Genomic DNA, 23241 nt, shown 5'->3' on the forward strand with positions numbered 1-23241 from the left:
ACAACAACAACAACAACAACCTACAGTCTTTATCAACAATAAATTATATTACAATCATAACTAAATACAATGCTTAAAAAACACAGCCCCAAAGTTCTAATTTTCATACTTTTCAGTTTATTTTTCTCCATTAGTTCTCTCGCTCAAAAAAATATTTACGCCGGAATTGAAATCGGCCGCAGAACGATAAAAGTTTCTGTTCTCGATGTAAGCAATATTAAAAAAGCAGATTACAAAATTATCTATTATTCGAATGACGAAGGTCTGAGTTTCGCCAAACATATCACTGCTACTGGTGAACTTACTCAGGAAGATATCAATAAAGCCGGTCTAATTGTTTTTACCCAATTGACCAAAATAAGAGCACAATTTAAGATTCCGGAAGAGAACATCTTTTTAGTAGCTTCTTCTGTTTTTGGATCTGCACGTAATGTTGATGCTTTAAAAAATAAGATCAGTACGCTAACCAACAAAGAGCTTGATATTATCAATGTTGATGAGGAAGCCAAAATACTGGTTAAAGGCTCTATACCACCTGTTGATTACGCTAACGCTCTGCATCTTGATATTGGTGCTGCAAGTACTAAAGGTGGATACATTGACGAACTTCAGGATGGTAAATTAGAGTTTATTCCTTTAGAACTTGATTTTGGCACGATGTCACTTACTGATGCCGTAAAAAAAACGGTTGCAAACCAAAGCCAGGCCAGCGATATGACCGTATATCAGGAAAAATCTTTTGATTTTAATCCGATTGTTCGTAAAAAGATAAAGGATATGCTTGATGCAAATCCGCTTTTATTAAAAAAGGAAAAAATCTATCTGTCCGGTGGAGCTGTATGGGCTTTTACAACATTGTATTACAATGAAAATACGAAAGACCATTATCTGCCAATAAAACTGGAAGATGTTATCGATTATGATGCGATTTTAAAGAATAATTTCAATAAGTTTAACACTCTTGCCAAAACCAACACCGAAGCTGCAAGAGTATTAAACATATACGACCAGAAATACCTTATTTCGGCAAATAACATCCTACAGGCCTGTGTGGAGAGCATTCCTAATTTAGAGAAGAAAAAAATATACTTTGTAAAAGAAGGCCCAATAACCTGGTTGATCTCTTACATTGCAGACCGTTCTAAAAAGGTAAATACCAATTTTTAAGAACCTTCTTGTCAAGACAAAGCTTCAGAGAAATCTGAAGCTTTTTTTATATTTCATAAACAAAAAAATTGCACCAGGTCAAAAAGACTTTGTGCAATTTTAAATCGAACTCTTTACCGAGTTCAGTAATCAACTAAAAATATCTTGATTTCTTAAAATCTAACTTTCCGGCTTCTTTCGCAAGCTGATCTTTTGCATGTTTTAAAAATAAAATGCATCTGTTTTCGATCAATTTATCATAATCGTTATTGCTATCTTGTGCCACTTTATTTATAGATACTACAGCTGTTTCAAACAGATATTCCATAATCTTAGTTTCTTTTTCATTTTCATGATCAAAAGGAAGCTCAATCTCCTGAATGTATTTTAATAATGAAAACAAACTGTTCATCGATAATTTATCTGAAAGATATCCCAAATGCAAATAGATGAATCCTAAACTAATTTTCTCAATCACTTTTCTAAAAAGTACCTTTTTAACGGTAACATGACTATCACTCAAAAAATACTCTGCATCATCAAAAAGCTGTTTTGCCATTAAAACTTTTTCTTTCTCATATTTTTCTTTGAATTCAGATTCCCAAGGAAGATATTTTTTAAGATAAACAGAATAATAAGGAGCATTGTAAATTAAGAGTCCATACGCTTTAACATAATTGAAAAAATACTTCTGGTATGTCTTTTTCTTACGGATCAATCCTGCCGAATGGCTAAGAATGGTTACCTGATACCTGCCTTCAGATTTTTCCAAAATAAGTTCCTCCATTGGGGCGATTTCATATTGAGTTTGATCCAGATTGATGATCAGCAAATAAAAATGATACCCGGGAAGTTTATCAGAATAATTTTTGGGCTTACTTTCCTGATCGTGAAGTATGGTATAACCAAAACAGTAGACACATCTTATGTTTGAATTAGTTACCATCAAATCATTAATACTTCTTAAAGCATCATCTACAAAATAATTGGATGGGATCTTTTCATTAAAAATATACTTTCCGGTACATTCCTGTCTGCTCAATTTCTGCATCTTTTCCTTGCATAATGCTTTATACTCCAAAAACAATCTGTTCAATTCTTTCTGCATTAACTCCACTTTTGTTTTTGCCTTAATCATAAGCTCCGGATCTATGTCACCCATCTCTGTATTTTGCATGGCGCAGGAATAAGCCTTATTAAGCAGTGCAACTATTTCATTATGAAGTGCTGTATTCTTATTGAGTATTCTTTTAAATGAAGGCGCATATTTGATGATGTAATCATATTGCTGAAACAAACAAGTATTACTAATAAATACAGCAGTGAAAAATTCTGAGGCACAGATATAAATATACCTTAAGGTCTGGTACAAGGCAAATACGGCTTCTTCATTTTTATTTTTTCCGCTGTAAACCGACACATTTCTAAAAGATACCACTGCAGCTTCCATATCAAGAGAGAATCTTTTTTTTGCTTTTTTAAGCAGCTTTTTAGAGGTATCTTCCCGAGGGTAAAAAACTTTAGCTCCCGGTTCAAAATAAATTAATTCTTTTAAGGTACAATGCTGAACAAAGTAAGGTTTTCCATTTTTAAAACCCTTTTTAGCACAGTCAGAATCCATAAATTTAAAAATAAACTCGGGGTAGATACTTATTACTTTCTCCTGTATCTCCTCCAAAATCTCCTCATCCTTATCGGTCTCTTTTTTTAAAATAAAAGTGATGACTGTTACTTTATTGCTTTTATTAAAAGACAGATAAACGGCTTCTGCCTCAACAAACGGAAGTAAATTTACAATGGCCTTTTCTAATCGTTCTTTATACGGGTTTTTCGGATCTATTCTGAGTATATAATTCATCTTTTATTCTTTTTATGTTAAACCTCATCAACCTATCTTTCCTTTACTTTCATTTTATAACTTAAAGAACGCCTGAGAATAATAGCTTTATTTTTCTTCTGAAATTTTGACTACCTTACTCTTAATTAGTGTATTTTATGTTTTTTTTCGTACGTTTGCTCAAAACATGATTTTTGTGCTTTTTTACTTACAAATATATAGATTTTATTCTATAAATAGCAATAAAAATATGTTATAATCTAAAAATAATTGCAATGATCGTAAACAGAATCTTACAAATTATTGAGTATAAAGGAATTAATAGAAGAAAATTTTATATCGAAACGGGGCTTTCTAACGGCTTTTTAGATAAAGTTAAAGATGTTGGTGCCTCAAAAATAGAACAGATACTTCGCATTTATCCTGAAATTAATCCGGAGTGGCTCCTGACAGGAAAAGGTCATATGCTTGAAAATGCTGCCTTTTTTGAGTATGAATGGGGAATTAAAATGAGTGAAATTGAAGAACCTTCTACTGTTTACGAAGTCACCACTACAAAAACACTAAAGAAGCAGTTTGTACCGGTATATGATGTTGAAACTGCTGACGGAATGGTTTCCCTGTTTAAAGAATCTGAAAGAAAACCAATTGATTATGTCTCTGTTCCAAACTTGCCTAAATGCGATGGCGCTATTTATGTAAGTGGAGATCGCATGTATCCTTTTTTAAAAAGCGGTGATCTTATCATTTATAAAAAAATGCGCAACAGGATTGAACATATTATTTGGGGAGAAATGTATTTGGTTTCTGTGGTAACCGATGAACCGGAAGAATTTCTCCTGATCCGATGGATACAAAAATCAGACAAAGGAGAAGATTGGATTAAACTAGTCAGTGAAAACAGCCGATACGAATCGAAGGATGTTCTTCTTAAAAATGTTGAAGGATTAGCTTTAATAAAAGCAACAATTCGGATCAATTCCAACTTTTAAGATTAAGTACTAACAATCAAAAACTTAACTAAAATCTCCTAAAATTGTGAATATCTATTTCACAATTTTAGGAGATTTTTTTTCGGTAAAATCTATCTTTGGCATCCTTAAAAAATAATAAAGATGAGCGCAACTTGGTACGAATGCAAGGTAAAATATAGAAAAACGGACGAAACCGGAGGGCAAAAAGTTTTAACAGAGCCTTATTTGGTAGATGCTTTGTCTTATACAGAAGCTGAAAGAAGAATTAATGAAGAGATGTCGGCTTATATCTGTGAAGAATTTAAAATCACCAATATAAAAGTGGCCAATTACGCCGAAATTCACCCTTTTGAAAATACAGACCGTTGGTTTAAATCTAAAGTCTCTTTGCTGGCTTATGATGAAGAAAGCGGTAAAGAAAGAAAGTCAAATATGTACATGTTGGTTCAGGCCAATGATGTAAGAGAGGCTTACGACAACACACTGCATGTAATGCAAAGCACTATGGGAGAATATTCTATCCCGGCCGTTTCTGAATCGCCTATTATGGATGTTTTTCCTTATTTCAGTGGTGAAGAAGGAGAAGCGGAACAATTGGAAAGATTCAATAGACTAAAGGCATCTAAACCGGCACAGGCAGCCGCAGAAGTTATTGACCATATGGAGTTTGAAACTGCATTAGAGGAATAGGTTTTAAAATTAATGCAGGCTTTTTCAAAGAAGCTGTGAATAGTGTACACGGATCTGACAGATTCGCTAAAGCAAAGACGCAGATTTAGACAGATTTCTTTCTTAAAGATTTCTCTTTAAAATTATAAAAACTAAAAAAGCTTCGGAATTCTCCGAAGCTTTTGCTTTTTATGTTAAAGATAATCTGTCTCTTACTTTTATATACAAAGCTGTTACCCTACTTCAGAAAAAAATCGGCATCGATTAAACGATTTCCGGTGTCGTCATAAACGGCATAGTTAAAACCTCCCTGAATGCAATAGGAACCGTATTCTCCGGCTTTATTCAGGGCGATAAAACCTACCTGAATGTCTTTTAAGTCTTTGTTTCTGTTCTTTGTTAATTTCACAATTCGTGCAACGGCTTCTTCGCAGGCTTTTTGAGGAGATTTACCTTGTCGCATCAATTCGACCACAAGATGACAGCCCGAAATCCGGATAACTTCTTCACCATGTCCGGTAGCGGTCGCGGCTCCTATTTCATTGTCGACATACAAACCGGCTCCGATAATTGGGGAATCACCAACACGTCCGTGCATTTTAAATGCCATTCCGCTTGTAGTACAGGCTCCGGAAAGATTACCGTTGGTATCCAAAGCGATCATTCCAATGGTATCATGATTTTCGATATTAGCAATGGGCTTGTATTTGCTGTCTTTGAGCCACTCTTTCCATTCTTTTTCGGATTCCTCTGTTAGCAGGTTTTCTTTTTTAAAACCTTGTGCTACTGCAAATTGCAGAGCTCCATCGCCTACCAGCATGACATGGGGTGTTTTTTCCATGACTGCTCTTGCAACCGATATGGGATGTTTGATATATTCTAAAGCAGCCACCGATCCTATATTGGCATTTTCGTCCATAATACAGGCATCTAACGTTACACGGCCATCTCTGTCCGGACGTCCGCCGTAGCCTACACTTCTTTCTTTAGGGTCACCTTCGGGAATTTTAACTCCTGCTTCGACAGCATCTAAAGCGGTTCCTTTACTTTTTAGAACTTCCCAGGCGGCTTCATTGGCCTGAATTCCAAATCTCCAGGTAGAAAGCACAATGGGCTTCTTTCCTTTTTTAGAAACTATGTTTTTTTCTTCTTCTTCCGAATTGGATTGAAAAGATTGCAAGGCTACCGCTACTGAAGCAATAGCGGCAGTTTTTATAAAATTTCTGCGATTTGAATTTGTCATATCTATTCTTTTATGGACCACTGATCCTTTTTTTACCACAGATTAGAGGATTCAAAAGGATACTCTAATCTGTGTTGTAAATCTTTTTAATCTGTGGCATCTAATATAATCAAAACTATGCTGTATAAAGCAAACTTGTTGCGCCTAATAATGCTGCAATTTCATTATCTGTAGAAACCGAGACGCTAACGTTACTTCCCGCTTCTTTTAATTTTTTATTGAAAATCGGTAGAAAAAATTCGCTTGCATTGGCTATTTTCCCTCCAATAATAAAACCATCTGCCGAGAATTTTTCTAACCATGGAATAACAATCGCTGCTAAATCTTCTCCCATTTTTTCAAACACCTCTATCGCTACTTTATCTTCGGCTTTCGCCAGATTAAAAAGCTCCAATCCGTTGTTTATTTTTTTTCCGCTTAAAGCGAAATAACCGGTTATAAGTCCACGTGCGGAAACATAATCTTCGGCAATTCCGTCTTGATAAGGCAGATCGTATATTTCTCCGTCTTTTGGTACTAAATCGCCCGTACTAATCGATTCGCCTTTGTCTATAAAACAGGCTCCAAGTCCGGTACCCAATGTGATGGCCATTACTTTTTTAGAAAGGTTTTCGGCATCTTTAAATACTTCTCCTTTACCAAAACAAACGGCATCATTTTCAAACAATATCGGAAAATCACCTGACAGCTTCAATTGATTCTGAAACAGATCACGGACATTGAGTCCATAAAAATGCTCGTATTTTGATTGCCCTTTTATCCAGCAAACACCATTCGTATAATCAAACGGACCGGGCATGCAAACGGCCAATCCTGTGGTATTTTCTACTTTTGAGTTTTCGATTGCAGTGCGAATTGCTTTTTCCCAGATGGTCATTACTTCTGCTACTGGCAAATTCGAATCGAAAGATTCCTTGTGCAGTGAAAAATCGATCACTTTCATGTCTACTATATCAATAATCGCTGCAGTGATATGTGTACCTCCAATGTCTAATCCAACGGCATATTCTTTATTCATTCTTTTGTATTTTGGATTTGAACCAATATGCGGATTAGAAAAATTTAGTTTTATTTTTTTCACCATTAAGAAATTAAGCTTATTAAGTTTAAATGCTTCATTTTTCTTAATTTCTTAATGGTGAATATTTTTATCTCTAGTTTTACTAATTCCTTAATGGTAAATATTTTAGTTTAAATGTTTTTATCTTTTAAAATTTGAGGATAATGAATACTGGTATGTACAATCATTTCTCCAAATAAGGTGTTGGCCCATGCAAACCATTTTCGGGTAAATTTGGCTACATCATCTTTATGGAATGACTCGTGCATGAAACCGGTATCGGCATTTGTTTTGATCAGGTTGCTGATACATTGTTTTATTTCCTGCTCGTCTACACTGGTAATGGCTCTCAAAACGATACTCATTGGCCAAATGGTGTCTGTCCCGGTATGCGGACCGCCAATTCCTTCTCCTGCTTTTCCTTTGTAGAAAAACGGATTGTTTTCTGAAAGTACCACTTTTCGGGTATTCAGATACAGTGGACTGTCGGGTGCTATCGCGCCTAAATACGGCAAGGACAATAAAGAAGGAACATTCGCATCGTCCATCATGTGGAAACTGCCGTAACCGTTAACTTCAAAAGCTATGATTTTCCCAAATTTAGGATGTTCAATGATTCCGTTTTCTTCCAGTCCTTTTTGAACCTGTCCGCGTAATTCTTTGGCTTTAGCAACCAAATTATCGTCTTTTAAAGCTGGTAAAGAGAAAATTTCGATCAGATAACCTAATACTTCGATCGCGAACATATTACTCGGAATTAAATAGCCAAATAAAGTACTGTCGTCACTAGGTCTGAAAGTCGAAACGATTAATCCGCATGGTTTTACCGGATAACCATAACCGCTTAAAGGCACTCCGTCTGTCGCCCAGGCTGTAACTCTCTGGAAATTGTACGGCCCTTTATCGTGCATTCTTTGTTGTTCTTTGAAAGTCTGCAATACTAAAAGCATCGCTTCTTTCCACTTACTGTCGAATAAACTAATATCTCCTGTTTCCTTCCAGTAGCCGTGCGCCAATCTTATCGGGTAACATAAACTGTCGATCTCCCATTTGCGTTCGTGAATACCGGGCTGCATCTTGGTCATGTCGTTTTTCCACTCGCTTACTTGTGCAAAATCTTTGTAAAAAGCGTTCGCATACGGATCGAGTAAGATACATTTGGTCTGACGGTTGATTACTCCTTTTACCAGTTCAGCCAGTTTTTTATCTTCTTTTACAAATGGAATATAAGGCCAGATCTGCGCTGTACTGTCACGCAGCCACATGGCATCGATATCTCCTGTAATGACATAAGTATCCGGTTTTCCGTCGATAATTTCAAAATCGACAGTGGTATCTAAGGTGTTCGGAAAACAGTTTTCAAACAACCAGGCAAGTTCCGGATTGGCAATTTGTTTTTTGATTCTTACAATGGCAGCTTCAATTGCTTTACTGGTAAATTTTCGCTCTGCCAACGGAGGTCTTTTGCTCACAAAATCTTTGATCGAAAAATTAAATGCATCCGACTGCATTCCGAAAACATCCGTTTGAAGCGCTAATAATCCTGCTGAAAAAATCCCTGTATTTTTTATAAATTTTCTACGTGACTGCATAGTATTATTTTGAAGTTGAATAAGAATATGGATAGGCACTTGAAGAAGTTCCTCTTTGTAAATTTGGTTTACTGCTCATGTCGAAATTGAATTCCCCTCCTTTTAATACCTCAAAATGGTTGATGAAGTTTTTGGTATGAGTGGTGTTATTCCATTTTAATTCCTGAACATATTTGTTGTCCGCTGAATTGTTTGGAGCATTGATGACCAAATGTTTTCCGTTTTCAAGTTCAAGCGTAATTTTTTTGAACAAAGGCGCTCCAAGTACATACTCGTCGGTTCCCGGGCAAACCGGATAAAATCCCATAGCCGAGAAAATATACCAGGCCGAAGTTTGTCCGTTATCCTCATCTCCGCAATAACCGTCAGGAGTTGGTTTATAAAGGCGATTCATCACTTCTCTTGACCAATATTGCGTTTTCCAAGGCTCTCCGGCATAGTTGTACAAATAAATCATGTGCTGAATCGGCTGATTACCATGGGCATATTGTCCCATATTCATAATTTGCATTTCGCGAATTTCATGAATAACAGCTCCGTAATAACTGTCATCAAAAACCGGAGGTGTTGTAAAAACAGCGTCTAATTTGGCGGTGAATTTTTTCTCCCCTCCCATTAAACCAATCAAGCCCTGTACATCATGAAATACACTCCAGCTATAATGCAAAGCATTTCCTTCTGTAAAAGCATCTCCCCATTTAAGCGGATTAAAATTTTTCGGAAAACTTCCATCTTTGTTTCTGCCGCTCATCCATCCGATTTCAGGATTATAAAGATTCTTATAATTCATCATTCTTTTTTCAAACAAATCGATTTCTTTTTTCGGACGGTTTAATGCTTTCGCTAATTTCCAAATCGCAAAATCATCGTAGGCATATTCTAAGGTTCTTGCCGCATTTTCATTAATTTTCACATCATAAGGAACGTATCCTAAAGTATTGTAATACGATACTCCTTTTCGTCCTACTGCTTCTAAAGGTCCTTCGTTATTGGCTCCGTGTACTAAGGCTTCATACAGTTTGTTGATGTCATAACCGCGTAATCCTTTCATATAAGCATCTGAAACTACTGAGGCAGAATTGTTTCCGACCATCACGTCTCTGAATCCCGGACTTGACCATTCCGGCAAAAAGCCTCCCTCTTTATAATCGTTGATGAGTCCTTCTTGCATTTCTTTATTAATCGAAGGATAAACTAAATTCAACAAAGGATACAAGGCACGGAAAGTATCCCAAAAACCTGTTCCTGCATACATATAACCCGGCAATACTTTACCATTATACGGACTATAATGCACAGTCTCTCCTTTTTCATTGATCTCATACTGTTTTTGTGGAAAACAAACGGTGCGGTACAGGCAGGAATAGAATGTTTTTAATTGTTCTTCACTTCCACCTTCGGCATTTAATTTTCCTAAAACTTTATTCCATTCCTGTTTGGATTGTGCTACGGTTTCGGTAAATGATGCTGTGCCTAATTCGTTCTTTAAATTCAATTCGGCTTGTTCGAAACTAATAAATGAAGAGGAAACTTTTACGTTTACGATTTCTCCTTTTTTAGTTTTAAATCCAATAACAGCACCTACATGATTGTCTTTTAATTCGAGTTTGTCTTTTTCTAAAACTTTCCCGTGCCAGGCAGCAGTAGTGGCAAAAGGCTTATCGAATTGCAGTACAAAATAGTTTTTAAAATTCTCAGGAACTCCACCACTATTGCGGGTGGTATAACCCATAATTTTATTCTCGGACGGAATTATTTTGATGTAAGATCCTTTGTCAAAAGCATCGATTACGATAGAAGACTGTTCGTTTTCCGGAAAGGTGATCTGAAAATGTGCCGCTCTTTCGGTAGTGGTGATTTCTGTGGTTACATCGTAATCGGCTAGGTAAACACTATAATAATACGGTTTTGAAACCTCAGCTTTATGACTGAACCAACTTGCTCTTTCGTCTTCGGTAAAAGCCAATTTACCGGTTACGGGCATGATCGAAAACTGTCCGTAATCGTTCATCCAAGGTGAAGGTTGATGTGTTTGTTTGAATCCTCTAATCTTCTCGGCAGTATAAATATAAGCCCAACCGTCACCCATTTTTCCGGTTTGCGGTGTCCAGAAATTCATTCCCCAAGGTCTGCAAATTGCCGGATAAGTATTTCCATTCGAAAGACTGTGTAAAGATTGTGTCCCCATTAACGGATTTACATACTCTACAGCATCTACTGCTTTGATCTGTGCATTGACAAAACCGAAGCATTGCAATAGTCCTAAAAAAAGTAAACTCTTTATTTTCATGTTTTTATTTTTTTGCTTTAAACTTTAAGCGATAGGCTATAAGCTAAAAACGGTAACTGATCTCTTCTAAAAATCTAAAATCTATACTCTTTATTCTTTGTTCTTTATTCTTTGTTCTTTGTTCTAAAATCTATATTCTAAAATCTAAAATCCTAAAGCGGTCTATCCTCTTTTTTCACTCCAAAAGTCATCGACGGTTTGCTTCCCATAAACAATTTAAGCTCTCCTCCTTTTACAATCATATCGTGTGTGATGTATGATTTTGTGTAAGGTTTCCCATTATACTCTGCTTTTTGGATATAGATATTTGTCTTACTATTATCGACAGCTTTCAGGGTAAACGAAATGCCTTCTTTGTGATGTATCGTTGCCGTATTGACTAACGGACTTCCCAATACATAAATTCCGTTGGCCGGATTAACCGAATAGAATCCCATAGAAGAAAAAACATACCAAGCCGACATTTGTCCTAAATCTTCGTTTCCGCACAACCCATCCGGTTTTGTCGAGTAGAATTTCTCATCGATTTCACGGATTAGTTTTGCCGTTTTCCAAGGCTGCCCTGCGTAAGCGTACAGGTAAGGAATATGATGATTGGGTTCGTTTCCTTGTGCATACTGACCAATTAAACCGCTAATATCCGGAGAGATTTCCTCGCCTTCTACTTTGTCTGTGATTAAGAAAAGAGAGTCTAATTTGGCCAGAAATTTATCTTCACTTCCAAACAAATCAATCAAACCATAAGGATCCTGTGGCACTAACCAGGTGTACTGCCAGGCATTTCCTTCTACATAATCATCTTTTCGGTGTGCTGATGAAAGCGGATTGAATGGTGTTCTCCAATTTCCATCCGTCAACTTACCTCTCATAAAAGTGGTTTCTTTATCAAAGTACAATTTGTATAAATTGGCTCTTTTGGAGAAATAATTATAATCGTCGGTTTTGTTCAGATCCTTTGCCATTAAGGCTACGCAGTAATCATCGATAGCATATTCTAAAGCGTTTCCAACAGATTCGAGCATTTTATCTGCAGGGATGTATTGCAGTTTTTGTACATAATCCATTCCGTCGCGGGTTTGCATTGCTGTTTTTTTGATGGCTTCGTAGGCCAATGCAACATCATATCCTCTGTATCCTTTCATATAAGCATCAACGATAACCGCTATGGAGTGATTTCCGTTCATGGTATTGGTTTCATTCCCCATTAAATGCCATACCGGTAATCTTCCCTGCTGCTCGTAAATGGCCAGGAACGACTTCACAATATCATTGATTTTCTCGGGCTGTGTAAGGGTGTACAACGGATGCAGTCCGCGATACGTATCCCAAAGTGAGAAGGTGGTATAGTTGGTAAAATTTGCTTTTTCGTACACTTTTTTATCTGTACCTCTGTAATCTCCGTTAACATCATTAAAGATGGAAGGTGCAAACATGGTGTGGTACATCGCAGTGTAAAAAACTTTCATCGTTTTATCGTCAGCTTTGATCTGAATTTTGTTCAGTTCTTGGTTCCATTTTGAAGTTGCCTCTTTGGCTACAGCCTCAAAATTCCAACCCGGAATCTCAGCTTTAATATTTGCCGAAGCATTCTCATAACTTACCGGAGATATTCCGACTTTTACTAAAATCTGTTTGTTTTTTACCGTTTTAAAATCTAAAACCGCTTTCATTTTTAAGGCTTCTCCCTCGTTTCCGGCAATTGCAGTGGTAGCATCATACAAGGTCATCGCAGCAATTGGTTCCGAAAATTCCATGGTGAAAAAAATGCGCTGATCGGCAGCCCAGCCCGAAGAATATCTATAGCCAACAAGCGTGGTTTCATTGACTTTTTTGATAAACGTTTTAACAGGTTTGTCCCAGCCAATTCCGTCTGCAAGATCCAGTAAAACATGATTATCAGTAGTGGAATTAAAAGTATACTTATGAAAACCAACTCTTTCGGTGGCTGTCAGTTCTGCTTTAATTTTATATTTGTCTAAGATAACGCTGTAATACCCGGCTTTACTCACTTCATTCTGATGTGAGAAATAAGAGCCGTAACCGGTAGTCATATCTTCTTTTGTTCCTTTGGTAAGCGGTACTTTTCCAGATACCGGCAACAAAAGAATATCGTTTAGATCTCCAATTCCTGTTCCGCTCAAATGGGTATGTGTGAAACCTAAAATGGTATTGCTGGCATAGTTGTATCCGCTGCACCAATCCCAGCCTTCAAAAACATTTACAGGCCCCAGTTGTACTGCTCCGAAAGGAACATTGGCTCCCACAAATACGTGTCCATGACCCGCCGAGCCTATAAACGGATTCACATATTGGGTATAATCTAAATTGGTTTGTTTTGCCTTCTTTTGCTGTGAGACAACCGGATTGGCAAAAAATAGGGTTAAAGCTAAAATACCGCTAAAAGCTATTTTGTTGTATTTTGTAAACATACTTATTTTTATATTGACTTGTGTTGATTGGCCACGGATGACACTGATTAAAATGATTTACAGAGCTATTCTTTAATTTTGAACCAAAAAATTTAACCGCTAAGTGCGCAAGGATTTACGCAAAGGCCGCCAAGCAGACGCACTGCCAGAAAACCTTTGTGGCTTTGAACCTTTGCAACTAAAAATCTCAGAACCTTAGTACCTCGAAGGCTTAGTACCTTTTAAGAACATCATATAGAGAATAAACTCTAATAATCGGCTTTGCTATCGCACCTTCAAACGTGATGGTTTTCTCTTCTCCTGCTTTCAAATCGAAATAGTTGTCGCTCCACTTTCCGGTATATCCTTTTATAGAAACGTTGACGTATTTGGCAAATTTCGAGGCTTTTAGAATCAGCTTATTTCCTTTTACCTGCCAGGTGATTTTTGGGTCTTCCAATTTTAGATTGATCGGACGGGTTAAATCAATTTCCGGCGTTTTATCATCGCGGTAAGCTTCTTTCATGGCGTACCATGCTGCTTTGGGCTGTCTGTCGTAATAATCGGTAACGCTCCAGCTTGCTACCGGCCAACAATCGTTAAGCTGCCAAACCAATGTTCCCATATTGTAAGGTGCTTTTGAACGATGGATGCCAATAATATTTTTAAGGGAATAATATTGTAAACACTGTGTCAGATACGTATAATCTTCGACATTCATTTTCTTAATTTTAGTCGAATCAATAAAATATCGGTTCAGGTACGAATCTAATTTCATGAATCCTTTTCCTGCTTTTTGATGGGCCTGTAAGATATCGGAATATAAATATCGATCTTCAGCTTTTGTAAATCTTTCGATCGACGAATAATTGGGCATTGCCTGCATTCCGTATTCGCTCACAAAACGTCCTGTTTTATTTTGCACGGCTTCCACATCTTCCAATCCCCACCAGGTTCCCCAATAATGGCTGTCACCTTCGGTTAAACTTTTTGCTTTTGACCAGTGGAATGATGGTGAAGAACTAATATATGGTCGTTTATCATCTACTTCCTTTACCCATTTTGGGATACTGTCCTGAAACAAACGAACGTAGTCTTTCCATAAACGAATTGAATCCTGCTTAGGCATTTTCATGCTTTTTTGCCATCCCCAATCTTTAAAGGCTTCGTCGATTTCATTATTGCCACACCACAAAACAATACTCTTGTGATGGCGTAAACGTTTTACCTGATACTGAACTTCTTTTTTTACATTGGCGAAAAAAGCATCATCTCCCGGTACCATTGTTCCCGCAAACATAAAATCCTGCCAGACATAGATGCCGTTTTTATCGCATAAATCATAAAAATAATCGTCTTCATAAATACCACCTCCCCATACACGAAGCATATTCATATTGGCATCTTTGGCCATACCAATTACTTTTTCATATTCTTTTTTGGTCACTCTGGAAAGAAACGCATCCGACGGAATGTAATTGGCTCCTTTCATATAAACCGGTTTTCCATCGATTTTAAAATAAAATGTTTTACCCACCTTATCCGGTTCCTGAACCAATTCGATTTTACGGTCTAACACATACGGTTTCTCAGCTTCTTTTTTGTCGTAAGCTTCTAAACGCGGGGTTTTCCAAATTCCGCAAGTGGTGAATTTGGGGCCCCAGTCCCATCCAAAATGGTATTGTGCTTTACGTACATACGCACGTGGATTGTCCGGAATTACAAATGGCAAATCTTTCTTGGCCAGAGAATCCACTACATTTTGCGCCGATTTAAACACAATAACCAGATTATTATTTCCTGATTTCAGTACTTTTTTTACATCTACACGCCATTGCAGGAACATATTGTCGGCTTTTAAAACTACCTGATTGTTCAGATAAACGGTGGCATAAGTATCCAGTCCGTCAAAAACCAGTTCTGTATGTTTTTTAGCGAGTGTTGCCGGGCTTACCTGAAAAGTCGTTTTATACTCCCAGTCTTTCTTTTCAATCCATGTCAGTTTTTTTTCATTGTCCCGATAAAATGGATCCGGTATCGTTTTATTGTTCAGCAAATCGGTATGTATTTCTCCCGGAACTGTCGCAGGATACCATTTTTCGGTTTTAGTCTCCCGATACTGCCAGCCGGTTTTTAAATCTTTATTTTGGGCATTTGCCGCCAATGAAAAATTGGCGAGACAAACGCCGACAAACCAATAAAATCTTTTTGTATACTCCATTTTATACCAATTATAATTATGTATCTAGTCTTCTGGTTTCTGGTATAATGCCGATATAGTATGAAAATAGTCGAATTTTTATGAGACTATATTGAATACATAATCGGTATTAGCTGAATAATAAATTATTATATTTTTTCAATGCTGTCGCCGGCAGTTGGAGAAGGATAAATCTTTTTCAATTATTTCCTTCTCGCTTTAGGTTTTTATTACGGAATAAAAGCAACTAACAAAATATTCTGAAATCATTTCCTTTTTTTACGGCTGCCAAGCTTTAATTCATTTTAGATCGTTGATTTTAAACTCTCGATTTCTGATTTTCGATTTCTTAAAAGTCTGTCCTAATTGTGATGTTCTTTGGATGATAATTCCATCTTTTTCAGCAGAAGTTAATTTCTTTTGCGAAAAAAAGGGATTAAGATTTATCGAACTTTTTTGGATACAACTCCTCTAAATTAGTGAAAATCAAACAGAAAATTAAAAATAAGCCGGGAGGTACAGGTATCCCTACCCGGCTTAACTCAACTAACTCACCTAACGCATAAAACTATTGCTTGTCCCACCAGATTCTGGTTGTCATTAAATCCAACCCCTGGCGAGCAATTGCTTCTTTATAATTAGCGGAATTGGTAATCAATTCTGACTGATCGTAGATTAATCTTCTTGGTATAGTTCCTTTTGTTTCTCCTGTTGGATCATTTACCGGAACTAAAACCGGATATCCTGTTCTTCTGTATTCTGAAAATGCTTCAAAACCATTGAATAGTAATACAATCCATTTTTGAGTGATAATCTGCTCGATTTTTTGAGCCTCGGTTCCTGCTGCCTTAAACGGATTTGCAGTAATATATGCGCTATATTCTGCAGGCGTAACTGCCGGTACTTTGTCTCCAAAAATAGTAAGCACTTCCATAGCTGCTTTTACACCGTCTTCATAAAACTTTTGTGCATTTCCTCCAACACTCCATCCTTTTACTGCTGCTTCTGCCAATATAAACTGAACCTCAGCGTAGGACATAATTAAAGTAGGAGCATCTAAGCGTAATACTGTAGAAGTGTTAGGATCTGAGAACTTCTTTTTGTCTCCACCCGGAAATTCTTTAGCATCATTAGCAAGACCTTGCTGACTTGCCGGATTGTTGTTTCCTGTAGCTTCCAGTTTAGCATAAATTCTCAAACGAGGATCATTATTGTTTTTCAATGCATCAATAAATGTTTTACTGAATTTAATATTCGCTTCTCCTCCATTTAAATCATTTCTAACCCATGAAGAGGTAATTGGATTGGTTTTCACTCCAACCGGACCTGCATCATGTTTTAAAACTAAACTGTCATCATTTGAAGTAAAAACACCTTTCGATACTGCTTTCTCTACATATTGTTTTGCTTTAGCAGGATTTATTTTAGACAAACGCATCGCTACTCTCAACATTAAAGAGTTGGCCAGTTTTTTCCATTTAGTAACATTACTTTGATAATATAAATCAGCATTACCAACGAAAGGTTTAGTAGCATCTAAAGCATCTCCGGCTTCGTCTAATTCTTTCAAAAGATCATTGTAGATAACTTCCTGCGTATCGTACTTTGGAGCAAAAACATTTCCATTGTATCCTTTACCTGCATCAAAATAAGGAACTTCACCGTAAGTATCTGTTAATTTTTGAAACATAAACACCTTCATGATTCTGCAAGCCTGAATCATATTTGAGTTCTCAGGTGCATCTTTTGCCACTGACATCAATTGGAAAATCTGATTCAAACCTTTACCGTACGACTCACTAAAAAGTGCTGCAGAATATTCCGGGGCATAACTATATTTTGAACCCGGCCCTCCTAATGAAGAAAATTGCTGAACGATTTGTGCCGCATACAAATTATTCCCTCTGGTATTGGAGAAATCTTGTCCGTCAACATAGATCTCAGCAAGTGTAAACATTGATTTTACAGCCGGATCAGTCAAAGCATTTGGATTCTTATTTAACTCTTCGAATCCTTTATCGCACGAAGTAAGCGTCATGGCTCCTACGATTGCGATACAAAATATTTTTATATATTTATTTTTCATCTTTCAGTTTGATTATTAAAATTTCACATTAAGTGTCAGTCCATAATTTCTGGTCAAAGGCATAGAAGCTCTTTCAAGACCTTGCGCATTACTATTAGAATAGTTTGATTCCGGGTCAATGTTTGGAACTTTATCGTAAATCGTCCATAAATTATGTGCTGAAAACGCTAAGCTGATCGCTTGAAATGGTGTTTTTGACAAATAAGTTTTTGGGAAATTATAGCTAAAAGAGATTGCTCTTAGTTTCACAAAATCGGCATCGTAAACAAAGTTTGAAGTTACATCACTATAGCTTCTCCAGTAATCGTAAGCAGAAACTGTTGTGTTTACCGGATTTCCGTTAACATCTGTTCCTTTTACTGCAACTCCTCCTTCACGGCCTGAAACAGTTTGTTCTGTTAATCCGTAACGGGTTCCTAACTGGTTAGTAGCAGAGTAAATCTCTCCTCCAAATTTAGCATCTACAAAAACGGAAAGTGTAAAGTTTTTGTACTGGAAGTCATTTGAAAGTCCCATTGAAGTTGGAGCAACACCTTGTCCTGCAATAATCAGGTTTCCTCTCAGGAATTTACCATTTGTGTCAAGTACAATATTTCCGTTAGCATCTCTCAAATAATCGTAGGCTTTGATTACTCCGAAAGGCTGTCCTTTTTCTAACACTACAGAAGCTCTACCGTCTCTGTTTCCTTCCAATGATTTGGTTGTAATTTTATCTGAAAGTTTAAGAACCTCACTATTATTGTAAGCAAAATTATATCCTACGCTCCAAGAGAAGTTTGGTGTTTTAACTGCTTTTACATTGATCGCAAACTCAACCCCTTTATTCAGGATCTCTCCTACATTAATCTTAGTTGTTCTGTAACCTGAGGACTGAGAAATATCAGCATCCGTAATATCATTTGTCGTTTTCTTGCTGTAGAAAGTCAAATCAGTACTTACTCTGTTATTGAAGAAGGTATTCTCGAAACCAAATTCGATTGTGCTTACATTATAAGGTTTTAACGTTCTGTTTGGAACTGTTTCTCCATTCACTCCTAAAATTGGCTGTCCTAAAGAATCTGTTTGTCCGTCAGGTCCAATATAAGTCAAAGCCAAAGCATAAGCATCCGGTAATGCTCCTCCAACGTTACCCCAACCTGCTCTTAACTTTCCGTATGACATCCATTCCGGTAAATCAATAACTTCAGAGTAAATAAAACTTGAACTTACAGATGGGTAAAATGTACTGTTACTTGATGGATCTAAAGTAGAAAACCAGTCTTCACGACCTGTTAAACTTAAGTATAAGAAATCTTTGTATCCTAAATCGGCCGAATAGAAAAGAGAGTTTACTTCACTTTCTGAAAACAATTTCTCCGATTTGTCCGGTTGTGTATTTCCATAGAAATATTGGAACGGAACAATAAAGTTATTTCCTCTCATTTTAATTCCACTGAATCTGTTGTGTTGACGGTTAGCTCCAATGAAAGCATCTAAAGATAAATTTTTAACGATATCACCTTTGTATCCTAAATAAGCCGAAGCATTATATTCTGAGCGATTTTCTACTCTGTTCTCATAAGATCCTCCAGGATTGTAGTTAATTCCTGTTGGTTCAATCTCCGTATACTCATAATTAATATCATCCACTCCAAGAACACCTTTTGCATAGATTTTATCAGTGATGTTGTAGTTTACCTTTGCAGAACCAATGAAACGTTTTCTAAGGTCATCGTTTAAAGGAGATTGTGTAGCATAATAAGGGTTTGTGTGGTAAACATTTGCCCCAAAATAATCTGCCTCACCACCATTAGCATCAAAACCGTTACTAATCCATCTGATATCGGTACCCGGTGTTAAGAAAGTAGTCGGAAAAGAAGGATTTCTGGGTGAATCATTCAAATAAGGTCGGTTGTGACTTTTCTCTGTGATATACTGAGCGTTAGTCTCGATGCTTATTTTTTTATTTACTGCTGAATTTAAACTTAAAGCAATGTTATTTCTGCCAAAGTTTGTTCCCGGCATGATTGATTCATCTTTTGTATTTCCGAAAGACAATCTGAAATTAGTAGTTTCACTTCCTCCCGAAATTGCTAAAGTATTACTGGAAGAAAATCCGGTTCTGTAGAAATTTTCAACGTTATTTTTTCCGTAAGCCTGATAAGGTCTGGTCGTTCCGTCAATACCAAGAGAAGGTGTTCCATCGTACTTGTCTCCCCAGGCAAAATAATAAGAATCTCTAAGTTCCTGTAGGTTATTAAATCTTGTAGCTACGCCGTTTACCGGTGCTCCCGCTCCGTATTTATCTTGCCAGTTTAATAAACTTGCAGGCGTGTTAAATGTAGCGTTAGTACTAAAATCTACTCCTATTCCTGTTCCGCTCTTTCCTTTTTTGGTTGTAATTAAAATTACACCGTTTGATCCTCTGTATCCGTAAAGAGCAGAAGCCGCACTACCTTTTAATACCGACATAGACGCGATATCATCAGGATTGAAAGACGACATACCATCTCCTTTATCGGCACCTCCCCACATTCCTGCGTTTCCTTGCTGGCTGTTATCAATTGGAATACCATCAACAACATATAAAGGCTGGTTCAATCCTGAAGCTGAAGTGGCTCCACGAATTACCACACGGCTTGACCCTGAAGGTCCTGTAACCGGTGCAGAAACGTTAACCCCGGCAATTTTTCCCTGAAGAGCATTTCCTAAGTTAATTTCCTTATTCTTTGTCAGTTCGTCACCTTTCAGCTCTCCAACGGCATATCCTAAACTTTTCTTTTGTTTTTTAACTCCAAATGACGTTACTACAACATCTTTTAATTCCTGAGTATTTTCTACTAATACGACTGAAATTTTGTTTTGGTTTTGCTGCAATATTACTGATTGCGGTGTAAAACCTATAGAGGATACATTTAAAGTAACCGGTCCTTCGGGCACATTCATTTTAAATCGGCCTTCCGCGTCAGTGATTGCACTATACGGTTTTCCCTGAACCTCAATCGATGCAGCAACAATTCCCTTGTTCTCTGCATCAGCTACTATGCCTGTTATCAATCGGTTTTGCGCCACAGCTCCTAAGCTGCTTAACAACACCATTCCTAACACTGCCAATATTCGTTTCATAAGCATTTTTTTTTGGTTATTTGTTTGTTTTGATTTTTGTGATTGTTTCTAATTTGATTGTTTTAAATAATTAATAAAAATTTTGAACTCCTTTTTAATTAGGATACTTATAAGGCTTGCACCTTATAAATATCCCGGCCTTATTTATAGTCATGTTTATAAGCACTCCTTTAAGAAATCGATATCGTAAACTGATCAGGAACATCACTCATTTTCAATTTAATTGATCTAAAATTTACTAAAACGATTTAGTAAAACGGTTAAAAAAAAACAAACCGTTTCTTTTCTTTTATATTTTTTTTCTCAAAATTTTAAACTGATTCTCTAATAATCAATTTTCCTTTTTTAAGACTTTTTTCTACTTCAAACTTCTCCATATCAGTCATCTGACTCATTAACAATTGTATCGATTTTACAGCGATATCTTCTATCGGCTGTTCAATAACACTAATGGTTGGCGTATGCAATTTAAAACTGTCATGATCATCAAAACTAATTACCGAAATATCTTCAGGAATTTTGATTCCCATTCTTCGGAAAGCCTGAAGTCCCGCAAGCCCCATATAATTTGCCAAAAACAAAACGGCATCAATATCAGGGTTCTTTTTAAAGAAATCTATTATTCCCGCAATTCTCGCCTCTTCATTAGTATGGTAATCCATGTGAAGAACAAGTGACGGATTGTACATTTCTGCTTCCTTCAAAGCATCTCTATATCCATCCTCACGCAGCTTCATCTGAATCATCTCGGAGGTATTATTTACCACCGCAATATTTTTGCGTCCTTTACTGATCAGGAATTTTGCAGCCGAATTAGAGGCTTCATAATTATCCATCACCACATGACTCACTCTTTGTCCCGGAAAATACCTGTCGATCAATACAACCGGCTTTTTTAACTTTAAAAGAAGATCAATGCTGTTTTCCAGATTCTGAGTTGGCGTTACAATAAAACCATCCACATTGGCCTGTAACAAACTATGTATCAACTCTTCAGAACGTTCGTCATCTCCTCCTGTGCTGCAATAAAAAACTCTGTAATCAATACTCTTCGCTTCATCTTCAATAACTCTGGCAAGATCAGCAAAAAACTGATTCGAAATATCTTCAACAATAAGCCCTATAGACCTGGTTTTCCCGGTTCTAAGACTGGTAGCAATCATACTGGGTCTGTAGTTGAGCTTTTCGGCCACTTCCTGTACCTTTTTGATCACTGCCGGACTGATGCCCATTTTTTCCCCTTTACCATTGATAACAAAAGATACCGTTGATATGGATACTTGAGCCTCTGTAGCAATATCCTTAATAGTAATCTTTTTCATCAATGAGTTAATTTTTTATTAAGCAGTTATTAATTATATCACAAATATATACAAAAACAGTTACTAAAACGATTTTGTAATTCCTTTTTTTATACAAATCATTATTTTAAAGTTAATTAAACATATAATCATCAGTATTTACAGGTGTTTTATCTATTTATCATTTTTTCTGTTCCTGATCATCGCTATTGTTTTTAATATGAATTCTCTTCAATTCTCTATTTTTCAAAGCGATAAAATTTTCATGAACCTTGATTAAAGACCTGTAGTGTGATAAAAATAGTCTCCGTCACTTTCTTTATGAGATATATACTTCTAAAATTGAAGCAGCTCCTTTTATGCTGTAATTGTGCATTCCTGCAGGGATTAATATAGTATCTCCTTGCTTGTATTGGTAATTTACGTTTTGATAAGCAACTTCAAAATTGCCTTCCGTACACATATAAACCGTGAAAGTTTCTCCTTTTTTACTTACTTCAAGAGTTCCGTCAAGCGGAAGGAAATTAGTGGTGAAATAAGGACAATCTACCACCGCATTTGATTGATTTAAGGTCGTTTCATACTTTTTCTGCGTCTCAACTTTCTTATAATTGATAGCATCCAGTGCTAAATCAACGTGCAATTCTCTTTTGTTGCCCTGAGCATCTGTTCTGTCAAAATCATATAAACGATAGGTAATATCAGATGTTTGCTGAATTTCTGCCACAACCAAACCGGCACCTATAGCATGAACTGTTCCGGTTTCTAAAAAGAAAACATCCCCTGTTTTGGCTTTTACATCATCCAATATTGAAACTAAGGTGTTATTATTTAGGTTTTCTAAATATTCTTCTTTACTGGAATCTTCTTTAAAACCAACAATAATTCTCGCATCTGCATCTGCCTGCATCACGTACCACATTTCAGTTTTACCAAAAGAATTGTGACGCTCTTTCGCCAACTCATCGTTTGGATGAACTTGTATCGATAAGTCTTCTCTTGCGTCCAAATATTTAAAAAGCAAAGGAAACTGATTTCCAAATCGTTCGTAAACTGCTGTTCCTAAAATTTCATTTGGCGATTGATCTATTAAATCTGTTAAAGAATGTCCTTTTAATACTCCGTTTGCAACAACACTCACATCTCCTTCTACAGTAGACAATTCCCAGCTTTCTCCTGTAATTTTTGATGTAATTGGTTTATTCAGAATTGTTTGTAGCTTTTCACCTCCCCAGATTCTTTCTTTCAGGATTGGATCAAATTGTAATGGATAAATTTTCATGCTCATTATTTTATGTCTTTGAGAAGAACGAATTAATCTCGCACTCCG

14 protein-coding genes are annotated in these 23241 nt (G+C 36.6%); 3 read left to right on the forward strand and 11 right to left on the reverse strand.

From position 1 onward, the window contains the following. The first annotated feature begins 69 nt into the window (after positions 1-69). Positions 70-1167 carry a Ppx/GppA phosphatase family protein gene (locus tag B0A80_RS14415; protein ID WP_070908748.1) on the forward strand — a complete coding sequence of 366 codons (1098 nt, stop codon included), beginning with the start codon at positions 70-72 and terminating at the stop codon, positions 1165-1167. Between the two features lie 133 nt (positions 1168-1300). Here the strand turns inward: B0A80_RS14415 and B0A80_RS14420 are convergent, their stop codons facing one another. Further along, positions 1301-3004, reverse strand: coding sequence for a hypothetical protein (locus B0A80_RS14420; protein ID WP_089077704.1), 1704 nt, complete (start codon positions 3002-3004; stop codon positions 1301-1303). A gap of 254 nt (positions 3005-3258) precedes the next feature. On the opposite strand from B0A80_RS14420, the gene B0A80_RS14425 reads away from it, so the two are divergent. Beyond that, positions 3259-3975, forward strand: a complete 717-nt coding sequence (locus B0A80_RS14425; RefSeq protein WP_089077705.1) for a S24 family peptidase — start codon at positions 3259-3261, stop codon at positions 3973-3975. Positions 3976-4098: 123 nt separating this feature from the next. Further along, positions 4099-4647 (forward strand): DUF4494 domain-containing protein, encoded by a 549-nt coding sequence (locus B0A80_RS14430; protein ID WP_089077706.1) that lies wholly within the window; start codon positions 4099-4101, stop codon positions 4645-4647. A 217-nt stretch (positions 4648-4864) separates the two neighbouring features. On the opposite strand, the gene B0A80_RS14435 is transcribed toward B0A80_RS14430, so the two are convergent. The 10 genes from B0A80_RS14435 to B0A80_RS14480 form a co-directional block, all read right to left on the reverse strand. Next, positions 4865-5869 carry an isoaspartyl peptidase/L-asparaginase family protein gene (locus tag B0A80_RS14435; RefSeq protein WP_089077754.1) on the reverse strand — a complete coding sequence of 335 codons (1005 nt, stop codon included), beginning with the start codon at positions 5867-5869 and terminating at the stop codon, positions 4865-4867. 115 nt (positions 5870-5984) lie between these two features. Further along, positions 5985-6887: an ROK family protein gene (locus B0A80_RS14440; protein ID WP_233430752.1), complete on the reverse strand. Its 903-nt coding sequence runs from the start codon at positions 6885-6887 to the stop codon at positions 5985-5987. Positions 6888-7060: 173 nt separating this feature from the next. Then, positions 7061-8521 carry a glycoside hydrolase family 125 protein gene (locus tag B0A80_RS14445; protein ID WP_089077755.1) on the reverse strand — a complete coding sequence of 487 codons (1461 nt, stop codon included), beginning with the start codon at positions 8519-8521 and terminating at the stop codon, positions 7061-7063. A 4-nt stretch (positions 8522-8525) separates the two neighbouring features. Beyond that, entirely contained in the window at positions 8526-10811 is a 2286-nt protein-coding gene (locus tag B0A80_RS14450) for a GH92 family glycosyl hydrolase (protein WP_089077708.1), read from the reverse strand. 152 nt (positions 10812-10963) lie between these two features. Continuing rightward, positions 10964-13240 carry a GH92 family glycosyl hydrolase gene (locus B0A80_RS14455; protein WP_089077709.1) on the reverse strand — a complete coding sequence of 759 codons (2277 nt, stop codon included), beginning with the start codon at positions 13238-13240 and terminating at the stop codon, positions 10964-10966. A gap of 211 nt (positions 13241-13451) precedes the next feature. Beyond that, complete coding sequence (locus B0A80_RS14460) at positions 13452-15440, reverse strand: beta-mannosidase (protein WP_035746627.1); 1989 nt, start codon at positions 15438-15440, stop codon at positions 13452-13454. Positions 15441-15987: 547 nt separating this feature from the next. Further along, positions 15988-17505 carry a SusD/RagB family nutrient-binding outer membrane lipoprotein gene (locus B0A80_RS14465; RefSeq protein WP_089077710.1) on the reverse strand — a complete coding sequence of 506 codons (1518 nt, stop codon included), beginning with the start codon at positions 17503-17505 and terminating at the stop codon, positions 15988-15990. A gap of 15 nt (positions 17506-17520) precedes the next feature. Continuing rightward, positions 17521-20610: a SusC/RagA family TonB-linked outer membrane protein gene (locus tag B0A80_RS14470; protein ID WP_233430753.1), complete on the reverse strand. Its 3090-nt coding sequence runs from the start codon at positions 20608-20610 to the stop codon at positions 17521-17523. Positions 20611-20921: 311 nt separating this feature from the next. Next, positions 20922-21932, reverse strand: coding sequence for a LacI family DNA-binding transcriptional regulator (locus B0A80_RS14475; protein WP_070908740.1), 1011 nt, complete (start codon positions 21930-21932; stop codon positions 20922-20924). Between the two features lie 298 nt (positions 21933-22230). Next, complete coding sequence (locus tag B0A80_RS14480) at positions 22231-23199, reverse strand: type I phosphomannose isomerase catalytic subunit (RefSeq protein ID WP_089077712.1); 969 nt, start codon at positions 23197-23199, stop codon at positions 22231-22233. Positions 23200-23241 lie beyond the last annotated feature (42 nt).

This window comes from Flavobacterium tructae (assembly GCF_002217475.1).
Taxonomy (GTDB): Bacteria; Bacteroidota; Bacteroidia; order Flavobacteriales; family Flavobacteriaceae; genus Flavobacterium; species Flavobacterium tructae.

Coding starts and splice junctions, on each gene's coding strand:
- B0A80_RS14450 (WP_089077708.1), bottom strand. CDS start 10,811: ATGAAAATAAAGAGTTTACTTTTTTTAGGACTATTGCAATGCTTCGGT.
- B0A80_RS14425 (WP_089077705.1), top strand. CDS start 3,259: ATGATCGTAAACAGAATCTTACAAATTATTGAGTATAAAGGAATTAAT.
- B0A80_RS14465 (WP_089077710.1), bottom strand. CDS start 17,505: ATGAAAAATAAATATATAAAAATATTTTGTATCGCAATCGTAGGAGCC.
- B0A80_RS14480 (WP_089077712.1), bottom strand. CDS start 23,199: ATGAGCATGAAAATTTATCCATTACAATTTGATCCAATCCTGAAAGAA.
- B0A80_RS14475 (WP_070908740.1), bottom strand. CDS start 21,932: ATGAAAAAGATTACTATTAAGGATATTGCTACAGAGGCTCAAGTATCC.
- B0A80_RS14435 (WP_089077754.1), bottom strand. CDS start 5,869: ATGACAAATTCAAATCGCAGAAATTTTATAAAAACTGCCGCTATTGCT.
- B0A80_RS14470 (WP_233430753.1), bottom strand. CDS start 20,610: ATGAAACGAATATTGGCAGTGTTAGGAATGGTGTTGTTAAGCAGCTTA.
- B0A80_RS14455 (WP_089077709.1), bottom strand. CDS start 13,240: ATGTTTACAAAATACAACAAAATAGCTTTTAGCGGTATTTTAGCTTTA.
- B0A80_RS14440 (WP_233430752.1), bottom strand. CDS start 6,887: ATGAATAAAGAATATGCCGTTGGATTAGACATTGGAGGTACACATATC.
- B0A80_RS14415 (WP_070908748.1), top strand. CDS start 70: ATGCTTAAAAAACACAGCCCCAAAGTTCTAATTTTCATACTTTTCAGT.
- B0A80_RS14445 (WP_089077755.1), bottom strand. CDS start 8,521: ATGCAGTCACGTAGAAAATTTATAAAAAATACAGGGATTTTTTCAGCA.
- B0A80_RS14420 (WP_089077704.1), bottom strand. CDS start 3,004: ATGAATTATATACTCAGAATAGATCCGAAAAACCCGTATAAAGAACGA.
- B0A80_RS14430 (WP_089077706.1), top strand. CDS start 4,099: ATGAGCGCAACTTGGTACGAATGCAAGGTAAAATATAGAAAAACGGAC.
- B0A80_RS14460 (WP_035746627.1), bottom strand. CDS start 15,440: ATGGAGTATACAAAAAGATTTTATTGGTTTGTCGGCGTTTGTCTCGCC.